At 61.4% G+C, this 22,016-nt stretch carries 19 protein-coding genes; 10 read left to right on the forward strand and 9 right to left on the reverse strand.

Annotated elements, in window-relative coordinates:
* Nucleotides 1–80: 80 nt before the first annotated feature.
* Entirely contained in the window at nt 81–260 is a 180-nt protein-coding gene (locus BUA38_RS35125) for a hypothetical protein (RefSeq protein ID WP_072825333.1), read from the forward strand.
* 262 nt (nt 261–522) lie between these two features.
* The gene (locus BUA38_RS35130; RefSeq protein ID WP_072825334.1) at nt 523–2,403 is read left to right on the forward strand and encodes an ABC-F family ATP-binding cassette domain-containing protein; all 1,881 of its coding nucleotides are present in this window, start codon (nt 523–525) and stop codon (nt 2,401–2,403) included.
* Between the two features lie 181 nt (nt 2,404–2,584).
* Here BUA38_RS35130 and BUA38_RS35135 read toward each other — a convergent pair whose 3' ends face one another.
* The 3 genes from BUA38_RS35135 to BUA38_RS35145 all read right to left on the reverse strand — a co-directional run bounded on the left by BUA38_RS35135 (nt 2,585) and on the right by BUA38_RS35145 (nt 5,225).
* Complete coding sequence (locus tag BUA38_RS35135) at nt 2,585–3,121, reverse strand: hypothetical protein (RefSeq protein ID WP_156899026.1); 537 nt, start codon at nt 3,119–3,121, stop codon at nt 2,585–2,587.
* A 152-nt stretch (nt 3,122–3,273) separates the two neighbouring features.
* Entirely contained in the window at nt 3,274–3,726 is a 453-nt protein-coding gene (locus tag BUA38_RS35140) for a DNA polymerase III subunit chi (RefSeq protein ID WP_072825335.1), read from the reverse strand.
* Nucleotides 3,723–5,225 (reverse strand): leucyl aminopeptidase, encoded by a 1,503-nt coding sequence (locus BUA38_RS35145; protein ID WP_072825336.1) that lies wholly within the window; start codon nt 5,223–5,225, stop codon nt 3,723–3,725. Before BUA38_RS35145 ends, BUA38_RS35140 begins: the two co-directional genes overlap by 4 nt.
* A 735-nt stretch (nt 5,226–5,960) precedes the next feature.
* On the opposite strand from BUA38_RS35145, the gene lptF reads away from it, so the two are divergent.
* The 8 genes from lptF (at nt 5,961) to BUA38_RS35185 (ending at nt 16,017) form a co-directional block, all read left to right on the forward strand.
* Nucleotides 5,961–7,127: an LPS export ABC transporter permease LptF gene (gene lptF / locus BUA38_RS35150; RefSeq protein ID WP_072825337.1), complete on the forward strand. Its 1,167-nt coding sequence runs from the start codon at nt 5,961–5,963 to the stop codon at nt 7,125–7,127.
* A complete protein-coding gene (gene lptG, locus BUA38_RS35155; RefSeq protein WP_072825338.1) occupies nt 7,124–8,221 on the forward strand; it encodes an LPS export ABC transporter permease LptG in 1,098 nt (365 codons plus the stop codon). Before lptF ends, lptG begins: the two co-directional genes overlap by 4 nt.
* Nucleotides 8,167–10,674, forward strand: coding sequence for an LPS-assembly protein LptD (locus tag BUA38_RS35160; protein ID WP_083587892.1), 2,508 nt, complete (start codon nt 8,167–8,169; stop codon nt 10,672–10,674). The genes lptG and BUA38_RS35160 overlap by 55 nt, the downstream gene beginning before the upstream one ends.
* Before the next feature lie 208 nt (nt 10,675–10,882).
* Nucleotides 10,883–11,821: a peptidylprolyl isomerase gene (locus BUA38_RS35165; protein WP_072826683.1), complete on the forward strand. Its 939-nt coding sequence runs from the start codon at nt 10,883–10,885 to the stop codon at nt 11,819–11,821.
* 17 nt (nt 11,822–11,838) lie between these two features.
* Nucleotides 11,839–12,834, forward strand: coding sequence for a 4-hydroxythreonine-4-phosphate dehydrogenase PdxA (gene pdxA / locus BUA38_RS35170; protein ID WP_072825340.1), 996 nt, complete (start codon nt 11,839–11,841; stop codon nt 12,832–12,834).
* Nucleotides 12,835–13,005: 171 nt separating this feature from the next.
* Nucleotides 13,006–13,857, forward strand: coding sequence for a 16S rRNA (adenine(1518)-N(6)/adenine(1519)-N(6))-dimethyltransferase RsmA (gene rsmA, locus BUA38_RS35175; protein WP_072825341.1), 852 nt, complete (start codon nt 13,006–13,008; stop codon nt 13,855–13,857).
* Nucleotides 13,858–13,882: 25 nt separating this feature from the next.
* The gene (locus BUA38_RS35180) at nt 13,883–14,941 is read left to right on the forward strand and encodes an alcohol dehydrogenase (RefSeq protein ID WP_072825342.1); all 1,059 of its coding nucleotides are present in this window, start codon (nt 13,883–13,885) and stop codon (nt 14,939–14,941) included.
* A 179-nt stretch (nt 14,942–15,120) separates the two neighbouring features.
* Nucleotides 15,121–16,017 carry a hypothetical protein gene (locus BUA38_RS35185; RefSeq protein ID WP_156898881.1) on the forward strand — a complete coding sequence of 299 codons (897 nt, stop codon included), beginning with the start codon at nt 15,121–15,123 and terminating at the stop codon, nt 16,015–16,017.
* A gap of 5 nt (nt 16,018–16,022) precedes the next feature.
* Here BUA38_RS35185 and gmk read toward each other — a convergent pair whose 3' ends face one another.
* The 6 genes from gmk to fabG all read right to left on the reverse strand — a co-directional run bounded on the left by gmk (nt 16,023) and on the right by fabG (nt 21,912).
* Nucleotides 16,023–16,658, reverse strand: a complete 636-nt coding sequence (gene gmk / locus BUA38_RS35190; protein WP_072825344.1) for a guanylate kinase — start codon at nt 16,656–16,658, stop codon at nt 16,023–16,025.
* Nucleotides 16,659–16,683: 25 nt separating this feature from the next.
* Complete coding sequence (locus BUA38_RS35195; RefSeq protein WP_072826684.1) at nt 16,684–17,571, reverse strand: YicC/YloC family endoribonuclease; 888 nt, start codon at nt 17,569–17,571, stop codon at nt 16,684–16,686.
* A gap of 140 nt (nt 17,572–17,711) precedes the next feature.
* Complete coding sequence (mltG, locus tag BUA38_RS35200; RefSeq protein ID WP_072825345.1) at nt 17,712–18,974, reverse strand: endolytic transglycosylase MltG; 1,263 nt, start codon at nt 18,972–18,974, stop codon at nt 17,712–17,714.
* Nucleotides 18,975–19,150: 176 nt separating this feature from the next.
* On the reverse strand, nt 19,151–20,419 hold the full coding sequence (fabF, locus tag BUA38_RS35205) for a beta-ketoacyl-ACP synthase II (protein WP_072825346.1): 1,269 nt from the start codon (nt 20,417–20,419) through the stop codon (nt 19,151–19,153).
* A gap of 98 nt (nt 20,420–20,517) precedes the next feature.
* Entirely contained in the window at nt 20,518–20,757 is a 240-nt protein-coding gene (locus BUA38_RS35210) for an acyl carrier protein (RefSeq protein WP_006610957.1), read from the reverse strand.
* 417 nt (nt 20,758–21,174) lie between these two features.
* Nucleotides 21,175–21,912 carry a 3-oxoacyl-[acyl-carrier-protein] reductase gene (gene fabG, locus BUA38_RS35215; RefSeq protein WP_072826685.1) on the reverse strand — a complete coding sequence of 246 codons (738 nt, stop codon included), beginning with the start codon at nt 21,910–21,912 and terminating at the stop codon, nt 21,175–21,177.
* Between the last annotated feature and the right edge of the window lie 104 nt (nt 21,913–22,016).

Raw genomic sequence — 22,016 nt, forward strand, 5'->3', positions numbered from 1 at the left:
ACCTGGCGGAAACAAATTTCAGTTCAGCGACTTGGTATGCCGTCGCCTGACCCAACAATCGTCAGGGCACGGAACTGGTCATGAAAAGTCTAACCGCAGATCACATTGAACCGCTCGATCACAAGTCCAACCGATCGATCCGCGATGCCATCGGCGAGCGCTTCCAGCAGATTCTTCGTCCAGACCCGACGAACCATTCGTCTCGTTTGCAGCATCTCATCGACGAATTGCGAAGACGCGACGAGGTCGATGGCCGCTAGTGGTCCGATTCTAACATTTGCATCCCTTCGCAGCCGGCGCTCTTGCGAATGTTAGAATCAAAGGACCACGAGCAAATATTAAGCACTAGTGGAGTTTAGGATTTGACATTCGCTGGACGAACCCGCGGCCGGGCCGGCAGCGAATGTCAAATCCACCCCACTAGTCGCATCGGGATGATACGCGGCCTGCCCTGGTGATTTTTCCAGGCTGCGGGATCAATATACAGGTTGCGTTTTGGAACGGCTGCGGTGAAAAGCCCGCATGCTTTCCCTGACCGACATTTCGCTCCGGATCGCGGGGCGTCTTTTGATCGACCGCTGTTCGGTACAAATTGTACCCGGCTCACGCGTCGGCTTCGTCGGCCGCAACGGCGTCGGCAAGTCGACGCTGTTTCACGCGATCCGCGGCGACCTGCCGACCGAAACCGGCACCATCGCTGTCCCGCCGCGCTGGAGAATCGGCAGCCTCGCGCAGGAAGCGCCAGACGGACCGGACCGGCTGATTGAAGTCGTCCTGAAAGCCGATCGCGAGCGCGAGGCATTGCTGCACGAGGCGGAAGTCGCGAGCGATCCTACCCGCATTGCCGAAATTCAAACCCGGCTCGTCGATATCGAGGCGCATTCGGCGCCGGCGCGTGCGGCTGCGATTCTGAGCGGTCTCGGCTTTTCCGCTGACGATCAGAACCGGCCATGCTCGGAATTTTCCGGCGGCTGGCGGATGCGCGTGGCGCTGGCGGCGACGTTGTTTGCCGCGCCCGACCTGTTGCTGCTCGACGAGCCGACAAACTATCTCGACCTCGAGGGAACGCTGTGGCTCGAGGACCATCTCGCCAACTATCCGCGCACTGTCATCGTCATCAGCCACGATCGCGATCTGCTCGATACGTCGGTCGATCAGATCCTCCATCTCGATCGCGGCAAGCTCACGCTCTACAAAGGCAGCTATTCCTCCTTCGAGGAACAGCGCGCCACGCGCGAAATGCTCGATGCCAAACACGCCAGGCGGCAGGCCGATGAACGCAAGCGCCTGCAAGCCTTTGTCGATCGCTTCAAGGCCAAGGCCTCGAAAGCCCGCCAGGCACAATCCCGCGTCAAGATGCTGGAGCGAATGAAGCCGGTGACCGCGCTCGTCACGCAAGACGTTCACGAGATCAGCTTTCCGCAGCCGGAAAAAATGCTGTCACCGCCGATCGTCGCCGTCGATGAAGTCTCGGTGGGCTACGATCCGAAACAGCCGGTCCTCAGTCGCGTGACACTACGGGTCGACACCGACGATCGCATCGCGCTGTTGGGGGCCAACGGCAACGGAAAATCGACGCTGGTCAAACTGCTGGCCCGCAGGCTTTCGCCGTTCTCCGGAAAGGTGACCCGGGCTGACAAACTTTCAGTCGGGTACTTCGCCCAGCATCAGGTCGACGAGCTCAACGTCGACGCTTCGCCCTACGATCATATCCGCCGGCTGATGCCGGATGCTCCCGAGAGCAAGGTGCGCGGCCGTACCGGCGCGATCGGTTTCTCCGGCAAGGCCGGGGATACGCTGGTGAAGAATCTCTCGGGCGGCGAGAAGGCCCGGCTGCTGTTGGGGCTTGCGACGTTCTTCGGCCCGAACATGATCATTCTGGACGAACCGACCAACCACCTCGACATCGACAGCCGCGCAGCTCTTGCCGAAGCCATCAACGATTTTCCCGGCGCCGTCATCATGGTTTCCCATGATCGCTACCTGATCGAGGCCTGCGCTGACCAGCTATGGGTCGTCGCCGATCGCGCTGTCACGAACTATGACGGCGATCTCGACGACTACCGGCGGACAGTTCTGTCGACGCGCGGTGCCAGGGTCGCGCCGCGTGAACGCGAGCCGGAACGCGGCGCTCAGGCCGATGCCAATTCACGCCGGCCGAAGGAAAAGCGCATTCCGGTGAAGCAGCGAATTTCAGAAGCCGAAACGGAAATGGCGAGGATCAACGGCATTATCGAAAAGATCGATGCGGCGCTTGCTCTGCCCGATCTGTTCACACGCGATCCAAAGCAGGCCGCCCAACTCGGCAAGGCCCGCGCCAGCGCTGGTGAGGCCCTGTCAAGGGTCGAGGAAGAATGGCTCGCGGCGAGTTCGGAATTGGATGAAACCGCCCGACAGGCGTAGCGGGATCAAGTGCCCACTTTCCGAAGTTCGTATTACGTCTCAGCACCCACCTTTCACGAACTTCGGAAAGTAATGGGCACTAGCAAACTCATGATTTCTAGTGCCGCTTTTCTATTTGAAGTTCCCGAATCGAGTTCGCCGCTTGTGGTGCAGGGACTTTAAATAGGCGGCACTAGCGCGATCAGGTCGGCGCCTGCGCCGGCTTTTTCTTCTTCGGCTTGGCGGCTTTCGGCTCTGCCAGCGGCTCTGCCCCACGCTCGACCGCGCTCAACCGCCCAGCGGTGAACGTATAGATGCCGGCGCGCGCGCCCTGCGAGAAGTTGATCACCGTGAGGCGTTCGCCACGTTCGTTATTCGAGATATTCACATTCGTGGGCGCGCCGATCCCGCGCACAACGTCACACTCCGTATGGCCGAGCGCTACCGTACCGCCGCCCGCAGGTGCGGGTGCCGGCGCACCGTCTGACAAGGCGTTGGCATTCGTCGGCATATTGGCGGCCGCCATGCCCGGGCAGCCGCCGTCCGAACTGACGAGGTCTTCAGCGGTGACCGGCTTATCCGGCGTGAGCGGCGGCGTCTCGATCGAGACATTCTTGATGAAGAGGCGGCCGCTGCGCGAAAACCATTCAGCGTCCTTCGACATCAGGTCGGACGAGAAAATATCGGAAGCGGTCGCACCGCAACCCGACAGCACAGGAGCGAGCAGCAAGAGCGCCAGCAATGGTTTTCGATGAAGGTATTGGTTGCGCACGACGAACTAGATCTCACCCCTCGCTCTAAGCGATTGTCCGACCATCACTTTGCGGCATGACCATGGCCTTATACAGGGCCACGGTTGAAAACCATAGATTATCATTAATCGTGGAACTGTTAATCGCGCTTTTGCCAACGGCCGCGTTCATCGGCTTGCCAATAGGTTACGTCGAATCCCCGCGCCTTGCAGTCGGTCCAGGCCTGCCGCGCTGCGGCAAGCGCGTCCGCATCCTCGCCATTGAACAGTAAAACTACGCGGTCGTAGATCTCCGTGTTTGCCGGCAAAGGCGCATTGTCGACCAGAAATCTCACATTGGCCCGATTCGGATTGCCGTCTTCGACAACGAGGATGACCGGGTGGTCCTCAACGTCGGTGGCGCGCCAGGTCGCGTGAGGCAGAAACGAGTCTTCGCGATAGGTCCACAGATGGGCGTCCAGTGCCTCGGTGCGTTCTTCCGATGTCGACTGCACGACCACGCGCCAGCCGCGCTCAAGGGATTTCTCGAGCAGCGGCGGCAGCACGTTTTCCAGTGACACGTCCTGCAGATGATAGAACAGAACTTCCGTCATCGCTTCGCTTCGTAGTGCTCCGCGACCAGCCGGTCGAGCAGCCGAACGCCAAACCCGGAACCCCAGCTCTGGTTGATTTCGGTCTTCGGTGCACCCATTGCGGTGCCCGCGATGTCGAGGTGAGCCCAGGGTGTGCCGTCAACGAAGCGCTGCAGGAATTGCGCCGCGGTAATCGAGCCGCCGTTGCGCGTGCCCGTATTCTTCATGTCCGCGAATTGCGAATCGATCTGCTTGTCGTATTCGGGACCGAGCGGCATGCGCCAGACCCGCTCGCCGGTTTCGCGTCCCACGTCGATGAGACGCTCGGCCAGTTCGTCATTGTTGGAGAACAGGCCGGCATATTCGGTGCCAAGCGCCACCATGATGGCGCCCGTCAGCGTGGCGAGATCGACCATGAATTTCGGCTTGAACTTCTTGGCGACGTACCAAAGCACGTCCGCGAGCACCAATCGGCCCTCGGCATCGGTGTTGATGATTTCGATGGTCTGGCCGGACATCGACGTCACGATATCGCCGGGACGCTGGGCATTGCCATCCGGCATGTTTTCGACGAGGCCGATCGCACCGATCACATTGGCCTTGGCCTTGCGCGCTGCCAGGGCCTGCATCAGTCCGACGACACAGGCAGCGCCGCCCATGTCGCCCTTCATGTCTTCCATACTGCCGGCCGGCTTGATCGAAATGCCGCCGGTGTCGAAGCAGACGCCCTTGCCGATGAAGGCCACCGGTTGATCGCCGCGCTTGCCACCATTCCAGCGCATGATCACGGTGCGACCGGGTTGTGAGGAGCCCTGCGCCACGCCAAGCAGCGCGCCCATCCCGAGCTTTTTCATGGCGTTGACGTCGAGAACGTCGACGGCAACGCCAAGCTTGCGCAACTGACCGGCACGGCGCGCGAATTCGACCGGAAACAGCACGTTCGGCGGCTCGTTGACGAGGTCGCGGGCCGTGATGACGCCATCGACGACGTGCGCGCCCGGAGCAAAAGCCTTTCGCGCGGCGGCAACGTCGCCGACGGCGATCGACACATCGGCCCGCAACTTCGTCTCCTCGCCGTCCTTTTTCTTCGTCTTGTAACGATCGAAGGTATAGGCGCGCAGCCGAATGCCCGAGGCGACCGCGGCGGCCTGTTCGGCGGTCATGGCGCCTTTGGGCAGTTCGGCGAGGACGCCGACGCCTTCGCGGCCCGGCTTCAGTTTGCCGGCAATGATGCCGCCGAGTTTGAGAAAATCCTGGCCCTTGAGCTCGGAGGGCTTGCCGACGCCGACCACGACCAGACGCTTCGACTTGAGGCCTTGCGGGGCCAGAATATCAAGAACAGAGCCGTTTTTGCCTTTGAATCGATTGGTTTCCGCGGCTTGCTTGATCAAGTTGGCCGCGCTCCCCAGCACCTTTCGGGTTGAGGGGCCAAACTCGAGCGCATCGTCGCAAAAAACCGTCAGAATTCCGCTCGGAGCGCCAGAAAACGAGACAAAGCCGACCTTGACGGCGTCGGTCATAAGATAATCCTCCAGAAATCGGGGCTGTCGCTGGTGACAGGCGGCCCGCCCGCCAGCGAAATTCTCTTCCCGGCTGCCTCACACATCCGTCAAGAGCGTGCATCTACCCACTATGGCCCGCGAGACGCCGCGCTGCCAAGCACGAGTGGGCCGATTCTAACCTTCGCATCCCGTCTCAGCAGGCACATTTGCGAATGTTAGAATCGCAGGACCACTCGCAAGTATAAGCTTCTAGTGGAGTTTCGGATTTGACATTCGCTTGTCGAGTGTGCGGCCAATAAGGCAGCGAATGTCAAATCCGCTCCACTAGCGTACCCATTTGAGTCCCCTCCACCGCACGTGAAGCGCAGGTCAGACTTGGCGCGGCCTGATTGTGCCCTCTGATTCTGACTTCGTCCGCCCATCCGCCACTGCTCCGGCGCACCATGCGGTCTTGAGACCACCTAAAATTGCAGGATTTTAATTCGGCCCGGGATTGACTTTTCGGGCATGATCGAAGCGCCCTCACGTGCTGCCCGAATCCACCTAAATACCGTGGCGGCCACGCCACATAGGGCAAATTATTAACCATATCTCAAGCCCGCCACGGCTCAGCCATTTTGTTGATGGATCAAAGGGATGGTAGTGAGAGAATAGTGCCTGCCTGAACAACGGCGGACCGGCCAAGGGGACCCCCTTCAGGGGTTGGTCGGAAACCGCTTTCTGGGCGCGCCAAGGTGGGATCGTGCGATAACGATGGGGTCGATCGACAGGTATATCTTCCGCACGACGCTTGCGTCGTTTGCGCTGGTCCTGGTCAGCCTCACCGGCGTGATCTGGATTACGCAGGCGTTGCGCGGCATCGACCTGATGACCAGCCAGGGCCAGACCATCCTGACCTTCCTCGGCATCACCAGCCTCGTGATTCCGGCGCTGGTGCTGATCATCTCCCCGATCGCCCTGATGATCTCGATCTCGCACACGCTGAACAAGCTCGCGACCGATTCGGAAATCATCGTGATGAACGCGGCCGGACTCTCCCCGATCCGCCTGTTCCGTCCTTTCCTCTACGCCACCTGCGTCGTCGCGGCGCTGGTTGCCTTTATCGCCGCTTATCTCGCTCCGGATGGCCTGCGCCGAATCAAGCAATGGGACGCCGAGATCACCGCCGACGTGCTGACCAACGTCCTGCAGCCCGGCCGCTTCGCCCAGCTCGATCAGAATTTGACCATCCGAATCCGCGAACGGCAGCCGGGTGGCCTGCTCAAGGGCATTTTCATCGATGACCGCCGCGATCCGAAAGAGCGCGTCAGCATCGTCGCCGACCACGGCACCGTCGTGAAAAACGAAGGCGGCTCATTTTTGATTCTCGAAGATGGAAATCTCGAACGTTTCGAGGCCGGCAAGCGCGACCCGGCGCTGGTCGCGTTCGGCCGCTACGGCTTCGACATGTCGAAATTCAACAAAGGCCACGACGTCACGCTCGGCATTCGCGAGCGGTATCTCTGGGAATTGCTCGCCCCCGAAGAATCGGATCAGACCTATCAGCAACTACAGGGACAATTCCGCGCCGAACTGCATGATCGCTTCATGTCGCCGATCTATCCGTTTGCGTTTGCCGCGCTCACCTTTGCCTTTCTCGGCGCACCGCGCACGACGCGTCAGAGCCGAAACTTTTCGATGGGGGGCGCGATCCTTGCGGTGTTCGGATTGCGCATGGCCGGCTTCGCCTGCTCGGTTCTGACGGTGAAATCGCCGCTTGCCGCCGTCATTCAGTACCTGATGCTCGCGGGCGCCATCGGCATCAGCTTCTGGATCATCATCGGCGGCGTTGTCATCGAACCGCCGGCGGGATTGATCGAAGCGATCAACCGGTCGAACGAGCGAATCCTGCGGCTCTTCGGACGTCCGGCCGCCGCATGAGCATGGTCACCAACACACTCGGGCGTTACTTCGCCGGCCGCTTCGTGGTGGCGGCGCTCGGTGTCTTTGCCGCCATCTTCGTGCTGCTCGTGCTCGTCGACTACATCGAGATGGTACGGAAAACCTCGGGCCTCACCGACGTCTCCGCGATCGCGGTCGCGGAAACCTCGCTGTTCCGGGTGCCGCAACTGCTCGAAAAGATGATGCCGTTCTGCATCCTGATCGGCGCCATGACCTGCTATCTAGCCCTGTCCCGCCGGCTCGAGCTTGTGGTGGCGCGGGCTGCGGGGGTTTCGGCCTGGCAATTCATCGCGCCGGCGTTGGCGAGCGCGATCATCCTCGGCTTGCTTGCGACCACTGCCTACAACCCGATGTCGGCCAACCTGCGCGAACTCTCCAAACGAATGGAAGCCGAACTGTTCGGCAACGCGCCCGGTGGCGGCGTGCAAGACGCCGCCGGATTCTGGATCAACCAGATCAACAGCGACGGACAGGCCATCATCAACGCCGCGCGCAGCGAGCAGCAAGGCGCGCGGCTGACGGGTTTGACGGTGTTCCGCTTCGATAACAACGATCAGTTCAAGGAACGAATCGAGGCCCAGCAGGCCACCCTCGAGGAAGGGCAGTGGTTGTTCAAATCGGTCCGCCGATACACGCTGAACGGCCCCCCGGTCGATCAGGACACCTTCACGCTGGCGACTAGTCTGACGGCGGCCCAGGTCCGGAACAGCTTTTCGACCCCTGAAACTGTGTCCTTTTGGCAACTGCCGGGCTACATCCGCTCTTCCGAGAGCTCCGGATTCGCCACGGCGGGCTACCGCTTGCAGTACCACAAGCTGATCGCACAGCCTTTTTTGCTGGCCGCCATGGTTATGCTCGCTGCCAGTGTAAGCCTGCGTTTCTTCCGTTTCGGCGGTGTCCAGAAGATGGTTTTGAGTGGCGTGGGCGCGGGCTTTCTGCTCTACGTTTTATCCAAAGTAACCGAGGACTTGAGCAAGGCTGAGTTGATGCATCCGATCGCTTCGGCGTGGCTGCCCGTATGCGTTGGCGGCCTCACCGGCTTTTTGGCCTTGTTGTACCTGGAGGACGGGTAGTGGCTGTGGTTGCCGCCCTCCATAAACGGCTGTTTGCGTTGCGGCAGGGTGCTGCCGTACGCCGTAATGGCGCACGTCTCGCCGCAATCGCGTTCGGCCTGCTGTTGTCGGGCCTCCTGGGCCTCGCCACCTCCTCCACCGCATCCGCGCAGGGCTTCACCTACAATCCGCGGCCGCCCAAACCCGTGACGCAGCGTCCGGCCAATGACGGGCAGATGCTCGTTCAGGCCAACGAGGTGGATTACGACTACAATAACTCGCGCGTTTCGGCGGTCGGCAACGTGCAGCTGTTCTACAACGGCACGAGCGTCGAGGCCGACAAGGTCATCTACGATCAGAAGACCAAGCGGCTGCACGCCGAGGGCAACATCCGCATGACCGATGTGGATGGCAAGATCACCTATGCCAATGTCCTCGACCTGAGCGACGACTACCGCGACGGTTTCGTGGATTCGCTCCACGTCGATACTGCCGATGCCACACACATGGCTGCGACCCGCGCCGACCGCTCCAGCGGCAACTACACGGTTTTCGAAAACGGCGTCTATACCGCGTGCGCGCCGTGTAAGGACGATCCGAGGAAGCCGCCTCTGTGGCAGGTCAAGGGGATGCGCATCATCCACGACCAGATCGACAAGATGCTCTACTTCGAGAACGCGCAGCTCGAGTTCTTCGGCGTTCCGATGGCGTATCTGCCGTATTTCTCGACGCCCGATCCGACCGTGAAGCGCAAGAGCGGCTTCCTGATGCCCGCTTACTCGACGAATTCGACCTACGGATTCGGCATCGAGACTCCCTACTACTGGGCGATTGCGCCGGACTACGACGCCACCTTCACGCCGCGCTTCACGACCGACCAGGGCGTGTTGCTTCAAGGTGAATTCCGTCAGCGCCTGATGGATGGCGCCTATCAAATCCGCGCCTACGGAATCGATCAGCTCGATCAGGGCGCCTTCGCCGGTCAGGCCGGCGATCGCCAGTTCCGCGGCGGCATCGAGACCAAGGGTGAGTTCGCGCTGAACGACAAGTGGGTCTGGGGTTGGGAAGGCATCGCGCTGACCGACTACATGGTGCTGTCGGATTATCGGCTTTCGGCCTACAGGGACCAGTTCAATTCGTTCCTCGCGCTGCCGACAGAAGCACCCTCGCAGCTTTACCTGACCGGCATCGGCAACCGCAGCTACTTCGACGCACGAACGATCTACTACCTCAGCCTTTCGGGCAATCAGTCGCAGGTTCCTGTCGTCTGGCCCGTGATCGACTATGCGAACGTGATCAACCACCCGGTGTTAGGCGGCGAGGTCAGTTACAAGACGAACTTCGTCAACCTGACGCGCGACAGCGGGGTGTTCGACGCCATCAACCCGGCGGCGGCCGCCGCCGGGGCGTGCCTGAACGCGACTGCCGATACGGCGCAGAGCATCACCCGCCAGAACTGTCTGCTTCGGGGCATGCCGGGGACCTACACTCGCTTCTCGGGCGAAGTTGACTGGCGGCGCTCGTTTACCGACTCGGCTGGTGAAATCTGGACGCCATTCGCGAGCCTTCGCGCCGACGCCATCAACGCCGACATTTCGAATCAGCCTGGTGTCTCGAGCTTCCTGCCCACCGGCGACACGCAGGCGCTACGCGTGATGCCTACCATCGGGCTTGAGTACCGCTACCCCTTCATCAACGTTCAGCCATGGGGCTCCACCACCATCGAGCCGATTGCCCAGGTTATTATCCGCCCGAACGAGACCTACGCAGGCAAGTTACCCAACGAAGACTCGCAGAGCATGACGTTCGACACCTCGAACCTGTTCAGTGTCGACAAATTCTCAGGCTATGACCGGGTCGAAGGCGGCGGACGCGCCAATGCCGGCGTGCAGGCGACCACGCAGTTTGACCGCGGCGGCACTGTTACCGCCGTGTTCGGACAGTCCTACCAGTTGTTCGGGCTGAACTCCTACGCGGTGCAGGACGTCACCAATACCGGAGTTGATTCGGGCCTGCAGACTCCGAAATCCGATTATGTCGCGAGCCTGAGCTATTCGCCCAACCGAACCTACACGATCGCAACGCGCGCGCGCTTTGATCAGGCGACCGGTGAAGTGGAGCGCTTTGAGGCTGAAGCCAAGGCCAACTTCGACCGCTGGTCGGTCAGCGTTCTCTACGGCGATTACGCCGCACAACCCGATATCGGTTATCTGACGCGCCGCGAGGGCGTTCTGGTCTCCGGCTCGGTCAAGCTGGCAACCAACTGGGTCGCGACGGGCGCTGCCCGTTGGGATCTGGTTGCCAACCAGATCAACCAATACGTCGTCGGCGCGGGTTATGTCGACGACTGCTTCGTGCTTGCCGCCAACTACATCACCTCGTATTCCTATGCGACAACGACTTCGCCACCGATCCTTGGCCACGGCTTCATGTTCACGCTCGGTTTGCGGACCATTGCTACGACGTCGAATTAAGTAGGCTCCGTGAGGCCTCGCGGACGACATTGCCGACGCGGTATGATCCTGGGCAAAGCCCCGCCTCGCTTTGCGACAAAGGTCTTCTTGACCGGGATCAAGGGCGACCGGCAAATAGGATTTCAGCGTCGTTTTGGGTTTTCGCCTGAGGAGCGAAATGACGTCAGAACTGCTTCACCGGATTGGAACTGACATAGCCAAGATGACCATGACCGTTGCCCTCCCTAACCGGCTTTCAACGCTCATTCTGGGCTGCGGCGTGGCCCTTGCCCTGGCCCTGGGATCGTCATCGCCGGCCTGCGCGCAGGTCGTCGTGATGGTCAACGGCGAGCCGATCACCAACTTCGACATCGAACAGCGTTCAAAGCTATTGATGCTGAGCACCCACAAGCAGCCGGACCGCAAGGACGTCATCAACGAGCTGATCGACGAGAAGGTGAAGCTCAGGGAAGGAAAGAAGTTCAGCATCGACCCTTCGGTGAGTGATGTCGATCAATCCTACAACGCCATGGCCGGCCGGATGCGCATCAGCCCGGACGCGCTGACGAAGTCGCTGGAGAGCCAGGGCATCCGCCCCGATACGCTCAAGGCCCGCATCAAGACCGACATGGTCTGGAGCAACCTGATCCGCGGCCGGTACAAGGAAAGCCTTCAGATCGGCGAAAAGGAAGTTGCAGCCGCTGCGGGAGAAGACGAAAAATCGAACACGCAGGGCGTCGAATACAAGATGCAGCCGATCGTGCTGATCGTTCCGCGCGGCTCGGGGCCCGAAGTGACGGAGGCCCGCAAGAAGGAGGCCGAGGCGTTGCGCGCGCGCATTCAGTCGTGCACCGAGGCGAACGCGTTCTTCAAGGCGATGCCGAACGCCGCGATCCGCGAGTCCGTCAGCAAGACGTCGGCCGACATCCCGCCTTCGCTTCGCGAGATCCTCGACGGAATGCAAATCGGCCACCTGACGCCGCCCGAGGTGACCAAACAGGGCGTCGAGATGGTCGTGCTGTGCGCGAGAGAACCGACCAAGGTGGATACGCCCAAAAAGAAAGAAATCCGGGAAAAGATGTTCAACGAGAAATACACTGCGAAGTCCAACTCGTATTTGCGAGAAGCCCGCGGAGCCGCAATGATTGAATACCCGAAGTCGCAATAATCGAATATTTTGAACATATGGCAAAGCCTCTCGCGCTGACATCGGGCGAACCCGCCGGGATCGGCGCAGACATTACGCTCAAGGCCTGGCTTCGCCGCGCCGACATCAAATTACCCGCCTTCTATTGGCTCGGCGACGCCGCTTCGCTCGACCGCCGGGCAAAGGCGCTCGGACTTGCCGTCCCCGTCGCCGAAGTAGCTCCTGAAGAGGCAAGCGAGGCCTTCGCGCGCGCACTGCCCGTCGTTGCGACCGGTCACGCTGCAACCGCCCGGCCCGGCCAGCCCGACGATAACAGTGCGGGCACAGCGCTCGCCTCGATCCGTCAGGCGGTGAAGGACGTCACAGCCGGCCGCGCGAGCGCCGTCGTGACCAATCCGATCGCCAAGAACGTGCTTTACCGGACCGGCTTCCGCCATCCTGGTCACACCGAATATCTCGCCGAGCTTGCGGCTACGAAGAATTCGACGCCACAACCGGTCATGCTGTTGTGGTCACCCGCGCTGGCTGTTGTTCCCGTCACGATCCACGTTTCTTTGCGCGAGGCGCTGGCGCAGCTTTCAAGCGAGTTGATCGCTTCGACAGCGCGCATCGTGGCGTCGGGCCTGAAATCCCATTTCGGAATTGCGCGTCCACGTCTGGCGGTGTCCGGCCTCAACCCGCATGCGGGCGAGGATGGCTCGCTGGGGACCGAGGAAAAGACCATTGTCGCGCCGGCGGTCGAACTCCTGCGCAGCGAGGGTCTGGATGTCCGCGGACCTCTGCCAGCCGATACGATGTTTCACGAGGCGGCGCGGCGGAGCTATGACTGCGCCATCTGCATGTATCACGACCAGGCGCTGATCCCGGTCAAGACACTGGCGTTCGAAGACGCCGTCAATGTCACCTTGGGGCTGCCGTTCATCCGCACCTCGCCGGATCACGGCACGGCATTCGACATTGCCGGGACCGGCAAGGCAAACCCGTCGAGTCTGATTGCGGCGCTGCAACTGGCGGCTCGCATGGCGGCCGCCTAGTGCGGCGAATTTGAAGTTCCTATCAGTTTCGCCACGAGTTCGTTATAGGAACTTCAAATTCAAGGCCGCACTTGAAGAATCGATAAATTGCTCGAGCTCCTTTGATTCCGAAGTTCGCATCAGAGGCTGCCCCGATATCAGGCGAACTTCGGAATCGGAGCTCTAGCCCATATGAGCGCGATCGACGATCTCCCACCGCTACGCGAGGTTATTCGCCGGCATTCGCTCTCCGCACGCAAATCGCTCGGACAAAACTTTCTCCTGGACCTTAATCTCACTGCCAGGATCGCGCGTGCAGCAGGCCCGCTCGAAAATGCCACCGTGATCGAGATCGGTCCCGGCCCCGGCGGCTTGACGCGCGCCTTGCTCGCGATGGGCGCACGCCACGTGATCGCGGTGGAACGCGATGAACGCGTCCTGCCTGCGCTCGAAGAAATCGCGCAACGATATCCTGGACGTCTTGAAGTCGTCTGCGCCGATGCGCAGGATTTCGATCCGCGTCCGTGGCTTGGATCGACGCAGGCAAAAATCGTTGCCAACCTGCCCTATAATATCGCAACCGCGCTTCTGATCGATTGGCTTTCGATCGAGCCGTGGCCGCCCTGGTACGACATGATGGTGCTGATGTTTCAGCGCGAGGTCGCCGAGCGCATTGTTGCGCATGCGAACGACGAAGCCTATGGGCGGCTCGGCGTGCTTGCGAATTGGCGCGCCGAGACGAAAATTCTCTTCGACATCTCGCCGGCGGCCTTCGTACCGCAGCCCAAGGTGACTTCGTCCGTTGTACGGCTGATCCCGCGACCGGCTCCGGAAGTTTGCGACCGCCGCACCCTGGAACAGGTAGCTGCGGCCGCCTTCGGCCAGCGCCGCAAGATGCTGCGTCAAAGCCTGAAATCGTTAGGCGTCGATCCGGCGCGCCTGGTCGCGGCTGCCGAGATCGACGAAACGCGGCGTCCCGAAACCGTCCCTGTCGGCGGCTTTGTTGCCATGGCGCGGGAATTGACCCATATACGAAATCCATAGCCGAATATCCGCTCGGAGAGATTTCATGCCGCTCATGCGCCGCCAGTCGCTGGTCAAGTTTGATGCGCCGCTGTGCGAAACCGTCGTCGAGACGCCAAAGCCTTTGGGGCGGGAAGTTCTGGTCCGGATCGAGTGCTGCGGACTTTGTCACTCCGATCTCCACATCCAGGACGGTTACGCCGATCTCGGCGGCGGCAAGAAGCTCGACACCACGCGCGGCATGACGTTACCCTTCACGCTTGGCCACGAGATTGCGGGCGTCGTCGAAGAGACCGGCCCCGATGTGCCGAAAGATCTGATCGGCAAACGGCGCGCTGTCTTCCCGTGGATCGGCTGCGGTCAATGCCGCGAATGCCTGGCCGGCGACGAAAATCTCTGCGCCAAGCAGCGGTTTCTCGGCGTCAGCATCGATGGCGGTTTCGCCAGCCATGTGCTGGTGCCCGACGCAAAATATCTGCTGGAATACGATCCGCTGCCGGTCAACCAGGCTGCGACGCTGATGTGCTCTGGCGTCACCGCCTACGGCGCCTTGAAGCGGCTCGTCAATCGCCCGCGGCAGCGCAATCTCCTGCTGATCGGTCTCGGCGGCGTCGGCATGATGGGACTTTCCTTTGCGCAGGCCATGTTCAAGCAGCCGATTACGGTCGCGGATCTGAGCGCGTCGGCGCGCGAAACTGCGCTCACGAACGGCGCGGCCCTCGCCTACGATCCGTCGGAGCCGGAGATCAGCCGGCGCATTCTCAAGGAAACCGACGGTGGCTTCGACGAGATCGTCGATTTCGCCGGCAACGAAAAGTCGATGGCGTTTGCGGTCTCGGTGCTGGCGCGTGGCGGCAAGATCGTGGTGTCAGGGCTGATGGGCGGCAATTTCAGCCTGCCTATGGTGCAGTGGGTCTACAAGCGCATGACGATCGAGGGCTTTATGGTCGGCACGCTCGCCGAAGGGCATGAATTGATGGCGCTCGCGCGCGCCGGCAAGATCAAGCCGCCCCCAATGCGCGAAGAACCGATGGCGGATGTCCAGAAATGGATCGACGCACTGCGCGCGGGCCAGGTTGTCGGCCGCATCATGCTGAAAAACTAGCTCTCAACCAAAGAACTAGAGCCTAAAAACCCCTCATCCGCAGCGTGTCTTGGAGGCCGCTTGGTGCCCCGAACCGCAGCCCGAATTAAGCCCAATGCTGTCCGGATTTGTGGCGTATTGCGACCCCATTTTTTGGTGAGTTTGGCTGGTGAAAAGTGTTGCGTTCACCGGAGTTGCGTATGTCAAGACGAGCCGCAAGAATTGCGTCCGCCATTTTTGTCAACATTCTAGCGGGCAGCCCGCTTGTCATGTTGGCGCAGGCCGAACCGGTAACGGCCGATAATTGTCTTGCCAGTCCGAAAGCCGAAACGCCTGCCGGCAGCCATTGGTTTTATCGCACCGATCACGTCAACAAGCGCAGTTGCTGGTATCTGCGACGCGAGGACGGCAGTGTCGCGCAGGCCGTACCGCAACCGAGCCAGCCTCTGCCAGCGCCGCAGCCTGCTGCAAAGCCATCCATAGCCGATGCCCGCGCCGAGCTCCGGCCACGGGCCGCCGTCCGCGAGGATAGCCCAACACCCCTTCCAACTGATGCCGCAACGCCAGTCGGCGCTGCCGGCAACAACGCCGGTTCGGCAAACACATCCGTATGGAATGCGACCGCGGCCGTGGCGACGCGTTGGCCGGAAGTGCCACCGGCAAGCGACGTTGCCAAACCGGCAGCCGCCGCGCCTGATCCGGCCGTCAATGTCGCGCAAGCTGACGCCGCCGCACCGGCAACCGCCTCTCCCGCGGCCGCCGCCTCACCCGCGGCATCTGGCGTTGATCTGCCGGTTCGTCCCGAAATGGTTCCGTTCGTGATCGCCGCGACGACCGGCGCACTCATGTTTGCCGGCCTCGCTGCATTTTTCACGAAGCGTTTCCGCGGACGCGTACGCCGCCGCAAGGCGTCAACTGCGCGAGGGCCGATCTGGGAGACGACCGACGACGACCGTATCGTGCTGTCGGATTATCCGGCCGCGAACGATCGCGACTATCGGCCGCGATTTGCCCGTGGCGTTGCCAGCGCGGCATCCTGGTATCGTGCGCCGGAAGTGGTCCAGCGCACGCCCCGGCGCGCGCCCGCCCCGAGATAAAGCGGCTACTTTTCCAGTTGGAGCTGCAATTCCCGCACGAACGTCGTCAATCCGGTCCGGCGTTCGCGCTTGAGCCGCTCCGCCTTCAGGATTGACTGAACCTCGGCGAAGGCCTCGTCGATGTCATGGTTGATGACGATGTAGTCGTATTCCGCCCAGTGGCTCAGTTCGTGCGTGGCACGGCTCATGCGGGAGCGGATAACGGCATCGCTGTCCTGAGCCCGGCTATGCAGCCGCTTTTCCAGATCGGCGGCCGAGGGCGGCAGGATGAACACGCTGACCACATCCGCTCGCGCTTTCTCGCGCAATTGCTGCGTGCCCTGCCAGTCGATGTCGAACATCACGTCCTGTCCCGCCGATAGCGCCGCTTCGACCGGCGCACGCGGCGTGCCATAGCTGTTGTCGAACACAGTGGCCCATTCCAGAAGCTCGTTGTGCTGAACCATTTCCTTGAAGCGCGGCTGATCGACGAACCAGTAGTCGCGGCCGTCGACCTCGCCCGGCCGCATCGGCCGGGTCGTCGCCGATACCGACATCCGCAAGCCCGGCATTCGTTCGATCAAGAGGCGCGACAGCGTGGTCTTGCCTGCGCCCGACGGCGAGGACAACACGAACATCAATCCGCGCCGCTCAACCGACATCGCCTTGCCCTCCGTCTGCCATGCCTCACTCCAGATTCTGGACCTGCTCGCGGAATTGCTCCACCACGTTCTTCATCTCAAGGCCGGTATTGGTCAATTCGATATCGTTGGACTTGGAACAGCAGGTGTTGACCTCGCGATTGAATTCCTGCGCGAGAAAATCGAGACGCCGTCCGATCGGACCGCCCTTGGCGATCATGTTCCGCGTCTGCGCGATATGGGAGGCGATGCGATCGAGCTCTTCGCGTATATCGGCCTTGGTCGCGATCAGCAGCGCTTCCTGGCTGAGACGGTCGGGGTCGAAACGATCGGATGTCTCCATCAACAACGCGATCTGTTCGGCAAGCCGCGCCTTGATCGCGTCGGGCTTGCGTCCCGGCGCGGTCTCGGCTTTCTTCGCCAACCGCTCGATCTCGTCCATTCGCTGCAACAGGATCTGGCCGAGCGCATTCCCTTCGCGCTGGCGCATGTCGACAAGATTGACAAGCGCCTGATCGAAAGCCGCCGCCGCGGCATCTTTCGCCGCCTTGTCTTCCATCTCGTCGGCTTCCGGCTCGACCACCTCGATCACGCCCTTGATGGCGAGGAGCCCGTCGATGCTGGGCGCGACGGCGTCGATCTTGCTGGCGAGCGATGCCGCCACGCGCAGGATCGATGCCAGGACGTCTTCATTCACGCGGACCGTCGATTGGGCGTTGGTGCGCCTGACGTTGAAATTGGCGTATACCGTACCCCGCGACAGCACCTCGGCCGCGCGCTTTTTGGCAAGCGCTTCCAGTTCTTCCCATCCTGGCGGCAGGCGCAGGCGCAGATCGAACCCCTTGGCATTGACGGACTTCAACTCCCATTCGAACGCGTAGGGCCCGCTGGCGCCGTGGCTGCGGGCAAAGCCGGTCATGCTCGACAGGACCATCGCGCGGGGTTCTCCGGATGGGATGACGGCCTGAGATTCGCCGAATGCCGGCAAGTCTAGCGCGTCTCAGGCCAAAGTGGAATTTGCGCCCTGCCAGCGTCGTTTCCGATCGCCAACAGGATCGGCGGTCAGCGCCTAAACTACTGCTGGACCACCGGAGCGGAGGCTGCTGCCCCTTGCCGGGGCGGAGGCGCCGCCGGGCGCGTCGGCTTCTTGGCGGGCGCCGGCTTCGCCGCCGCTGCAGGCGCGCCCGTATCCGACGCGGATGCATTCGCCGCGGCCGGCGGCGCCGGATCGTCGGCAGGCTCGACCGTATCGTTCTGGGTCTGCTTTTCCATCGCTCTCAGCTTGGCGACGTTCTTCGAGTGCTGGTCGTAGGAGTCGCTGAACGCATGACCGCCGGTGCCGTCAGCCACGAAAAACAGGTCCCGCGTCCTCGCCGGATTGGCGGCGGCCTCAAGCGAGGCGCGGCCGGGATTGGCGATCGGCCCCGGCGGCAATCCGTCCACCACGTAAGTGTTGTAGGGCGAAGGTTGCTGAATTTCGCTGCGCTTGATCGGCCGGCCCAATGTGCCCTTGCCGCCAACCAGTCCGTAGATAATCGTCGGATCCGACTGCAACTTGATCTTCTGCCGCAGGCGATTGACGAACACCGCGGCAACCCGGCTCCGCTCGTCGGCCCGTCCGGTTTCCTTCTCGACAATCGAGGCCAGCGTAACCAGCTGCTCCGGCGTCTTGATCGGAATGTCCGGGTTGCGGCGGTCCCAAATCTCGGCCAGCACGCGCTTCTGCGCCTGCTGCATCCGCGCGATCACCTGATCTCGCGGAGTGCCGCGCGGAAATTTGTAGGTTTCAGGCAGCAGCGTGCCTTCCCGCGGCAACTCGCGCACGGAACCCGAGAAGATGTCGTTCTCCGAAAGCCGCGCCACGATCTGTTCGGAGGTCAAACCTTCAGGGACGGTGACGGAGTGCTGAACCACCTTGCCTTCGACAATCGTGCCGATGACATCCCTCAAACTGGCATTTTTCTGGAACTGGTATTCGCCAGGCTTGAGTTCGGAACGCGCTTTCAGCGCGAACACGCTGCCGATAAACGCCCAGCGATTGTTGTCGATGACCCCTTCGCGTTGCAAGACATCGGCAATATCGGTCACGCCCGCCCGAGACGGAATGTTGACGATCTTGTCCTCCTGCAAGGGACCAGCCGCCTCAATCTTCTGCTTGCCGTAGATGTAGATGCCGCCGACCGCGATCATCACGAACAAAATGAAGGTGATGATGGCGTTGCCGACCACGATGAAGGGGTTGCGGGCGCGCTCGGAACGCTTGGGCGGCGGCGGAACCTGCTCGGGCTCCAGCGCGGCGCGCGGGCTCCTTGGCGAAATGGGCGGCCTCTCACTCATCGATGCAACCTGAATCCTGTCGGTTCAATCGGGGCCACCCACATCTAGAGATCGTCACCGAATGCGGCGAAACGGTGAACTTCCATACCACTGGACGCTCGCTGCCGGGCCAATTCTGACATTCGCATAGGATTGCGCGGATGTGGTGGCCGGATAGATTAACAACTGTCAATCCGCTAATCGGCGGACGCGCGACGCAGAATCACAGACGCGTTTGTACCTCCGAAACCGAACGAATTCGACAGTACGACATTAATTTCGCGTTCGCGTGAAACTTTCGGCACCAGATCGATCGCGGTTTCGACAGACGGGTTGTCGAGATTGATCGTAGGCGGGGCGATGTTGTCGCGAATCGCGAGAATGCTGAAAATCGCCTCGATCGCGCCTGCCGCGCCGAGCAGATGACCGGTGCATGATTTGGTCGAGGACATCGACACCCGCGAAGCGGCATTTCCCAGCAGGCGCTCCACGGCGCCCAGCTCGATTTCGTCGCCGACCTGCGTCGATGTGCCGTGGGCGTTGATATAGTCGATATCGGACGCGGAAATTTCCGCGCGTTTCAGCGCCGCGCTCATGCTTCGGAAGGCGCCATCACCATCCGGCGACGGCGAGGTGATGTGATAGGCGTCGCCCGACAATCCGTAACCGACCACCTCGGCGTAGATCTTCGCGCCGCGCTTTTTCGCATGCTCAAACTCCTCGAGCACCACGATGCCGGCCCCCTCGCCCATCACGAAGCCGTCGCGATCCTTGTCGTAGGGGCGCGAAGCCTTTTCCGGCGTTTCGTTGAAGCCGGTCGACAGGGCGCGTGCGGCACAGAAGCCCGCCATGCCGATGCGGCAAATCGGCGACTCGGTGCCACCGGCAACCATGACGTCCGCATCGCCCAGCGCAATCAGCCGGCTGCCATCGCCGATCGCATGCGCGCCGGTCGAGCAGGCCGTGACCACGGCGTGGTTGGGACCCTTGAGGCCGTGCTCGATCGACACATAACCAGAGGCGAGATTGATGAGACGGCCGGGAATGAAGAACGGCGACACCTTGCGTGGCCCGCGCTCCTTCAGGAGAATCGAGGTATCGGCAATTCCCGATAGCCCGCCGATGCCGGAACCGATCATGGTTCCGGTCGCGCATTTTTCTTCCTCGCTTTCAGGATGCCAATTGGCGTCATCCAGCGCCTGCTTTGCCGCGCACATGGCGAAAATAATGAAGTCATCGACCTTGCGCTGGTCTTTTGGCTCCATCCACTGGTCGGCATTGAAGGTGCCATTGCTGCCGTCGCCGCGGGGCACCACACAGGCGATCTGGCTGGTGAGATCGGAGACATCGAAGGTCTCGATTTTTCGCGCACCGCTTTGGCCGCTTAGCAGACGTTTCCAGATCGGCTCGATGCCACAGCCGAGCGGCGAGACCATGCCCAGGCCAGTGACGACAACCCGCCTCATCTAGATCACTCCAGCCCGCGATTCGCGCTCTCCGACAAAAAACGGCGGGACCGCGAGGCCGCGATCCCCTCCGCCTTTGCCAGCTTCGCGCGAGCGCGTCAGCTCTTCGCGTTCTTTTCCAGAAATTTAGTCGCGTCGCCGACGGTCAAAATGGTTTCCGCGGCATCGTCGGGAATTTCACAACCGAATTCTTCTTCGAAAGCCATCACGAGCTCGACCGTATCGAGACTGTCGGCGCCGAGGTCATCAATAAAGCTCGCGTTGTCGACCACCTTCTCGGGCTCGACACCAAGGTGCTCGACCACGATCTTCTTAACCCGCTCGCCAATCTCACTCATCGCTCAACCTCGTGCTGTTCCCATTGGACCGACCCAAGACGTACGAGCCATCGTGGTCGTGAATTTCTCTTCGCGCATAGTCTGGATGAGGCCTGTCACGGCCGACACGGACCCGACGCACGATGACCGGCTCCGTACCGCCAATTATACAGGGTTTCAACATCCTGCAATGGTGTTCTTTTGCGCCCCATCCGGGGTCCGGTTATCATACTTCCCAGGCCTTGACTATAAGCCCCGCCGCCCGCAGCCGGGGCCCGCGAGCAGCGGTCCTATTCCGGCAGCTGCATCGCATCGCGGCAAGCCGTTTTGCAAAATGCTGGAATCAAAAGACCACTGGCAAATTCCGGTTTCCGGGGGATTTTGCACTGACATTGATCTTGCAGTTGGCCGCCTAACGTCAAATCCGATCCACCATCTTCAGATCATCGCCATCCCGCCGTTCACGTGAATGGTCTGCCCGGTCACATAGGCCGCTTCGTTCGAGCTGAGATAGACCGCGGCTGCCGCGATGTCGTCAGGCGTCCCGAGACGCGCCGCCGGAACCTTCGACAGGATGGCCTCGCGTTGCTTGTCGTTCAATGCATCGGTCATGGGCGTGGCAATGAAGCCCGGCGCGATGCAGTTGGCGGTGACGTTGCGCTTGGCGTATTCCGCGCCCAGCGTTTTGATCATGCCGATCAGACCGGCCTTTGAAGCCGCGTAATTGCCCTGCCCCGGATTGCCGGTAACGCCGACCACCGACGTGATCGCGATAATCCGGCCAAAGCGTTTGCGCATCATCAGCTTGGTCGCGGCGCGGGCGAGACGGAAGGTCGCAGTCAGGTTGACGTTGATCACCTGCTCCCAATCCTCATCCCGCAGTTGCACAAAAAGATTGTCGCGCGTGATGCCGGCGTTGGCGACGAGAATATCGAGCTGTCCCATCGCCGCCTCGGCGGATGGCACCAACGCCTCGACGTCGGCTGCGTCGGAGAGATTGCAGGGCAGCACATGGACGCGCCCGCCAAGCGTGGAGGCCAGGGCATCCAAAGCCTCGCGCCTCGTGCCCGAAATGGCCACGGTCGCGCCTTGCTTGTGCAGGGCTTGCGCGATCGCACCGCCGATGCCCCCGCTTGCGCCTGTGATCAGCGCGGTCCTGCCGGTGAGATCGAACATCATTTTCCCCTTAAACTATGACTGTGCAGCACCAGTGCAGTGGATTTGACATCCGCCACCCATCCAGCTGCGAACTCGTCTAGCGAATGTCAAATCCGAAACTC

Source organism: Bradyrhizobium erythrophlei (assembly GCF_900142985.1).
GTDB lineage: Bacteria > Pseudomonadota > Alphaproteobacteria > Rhizobiales > Xanthobacteraceae > Bradyrhizobium > Bradyrhizobium erythrophlei_B.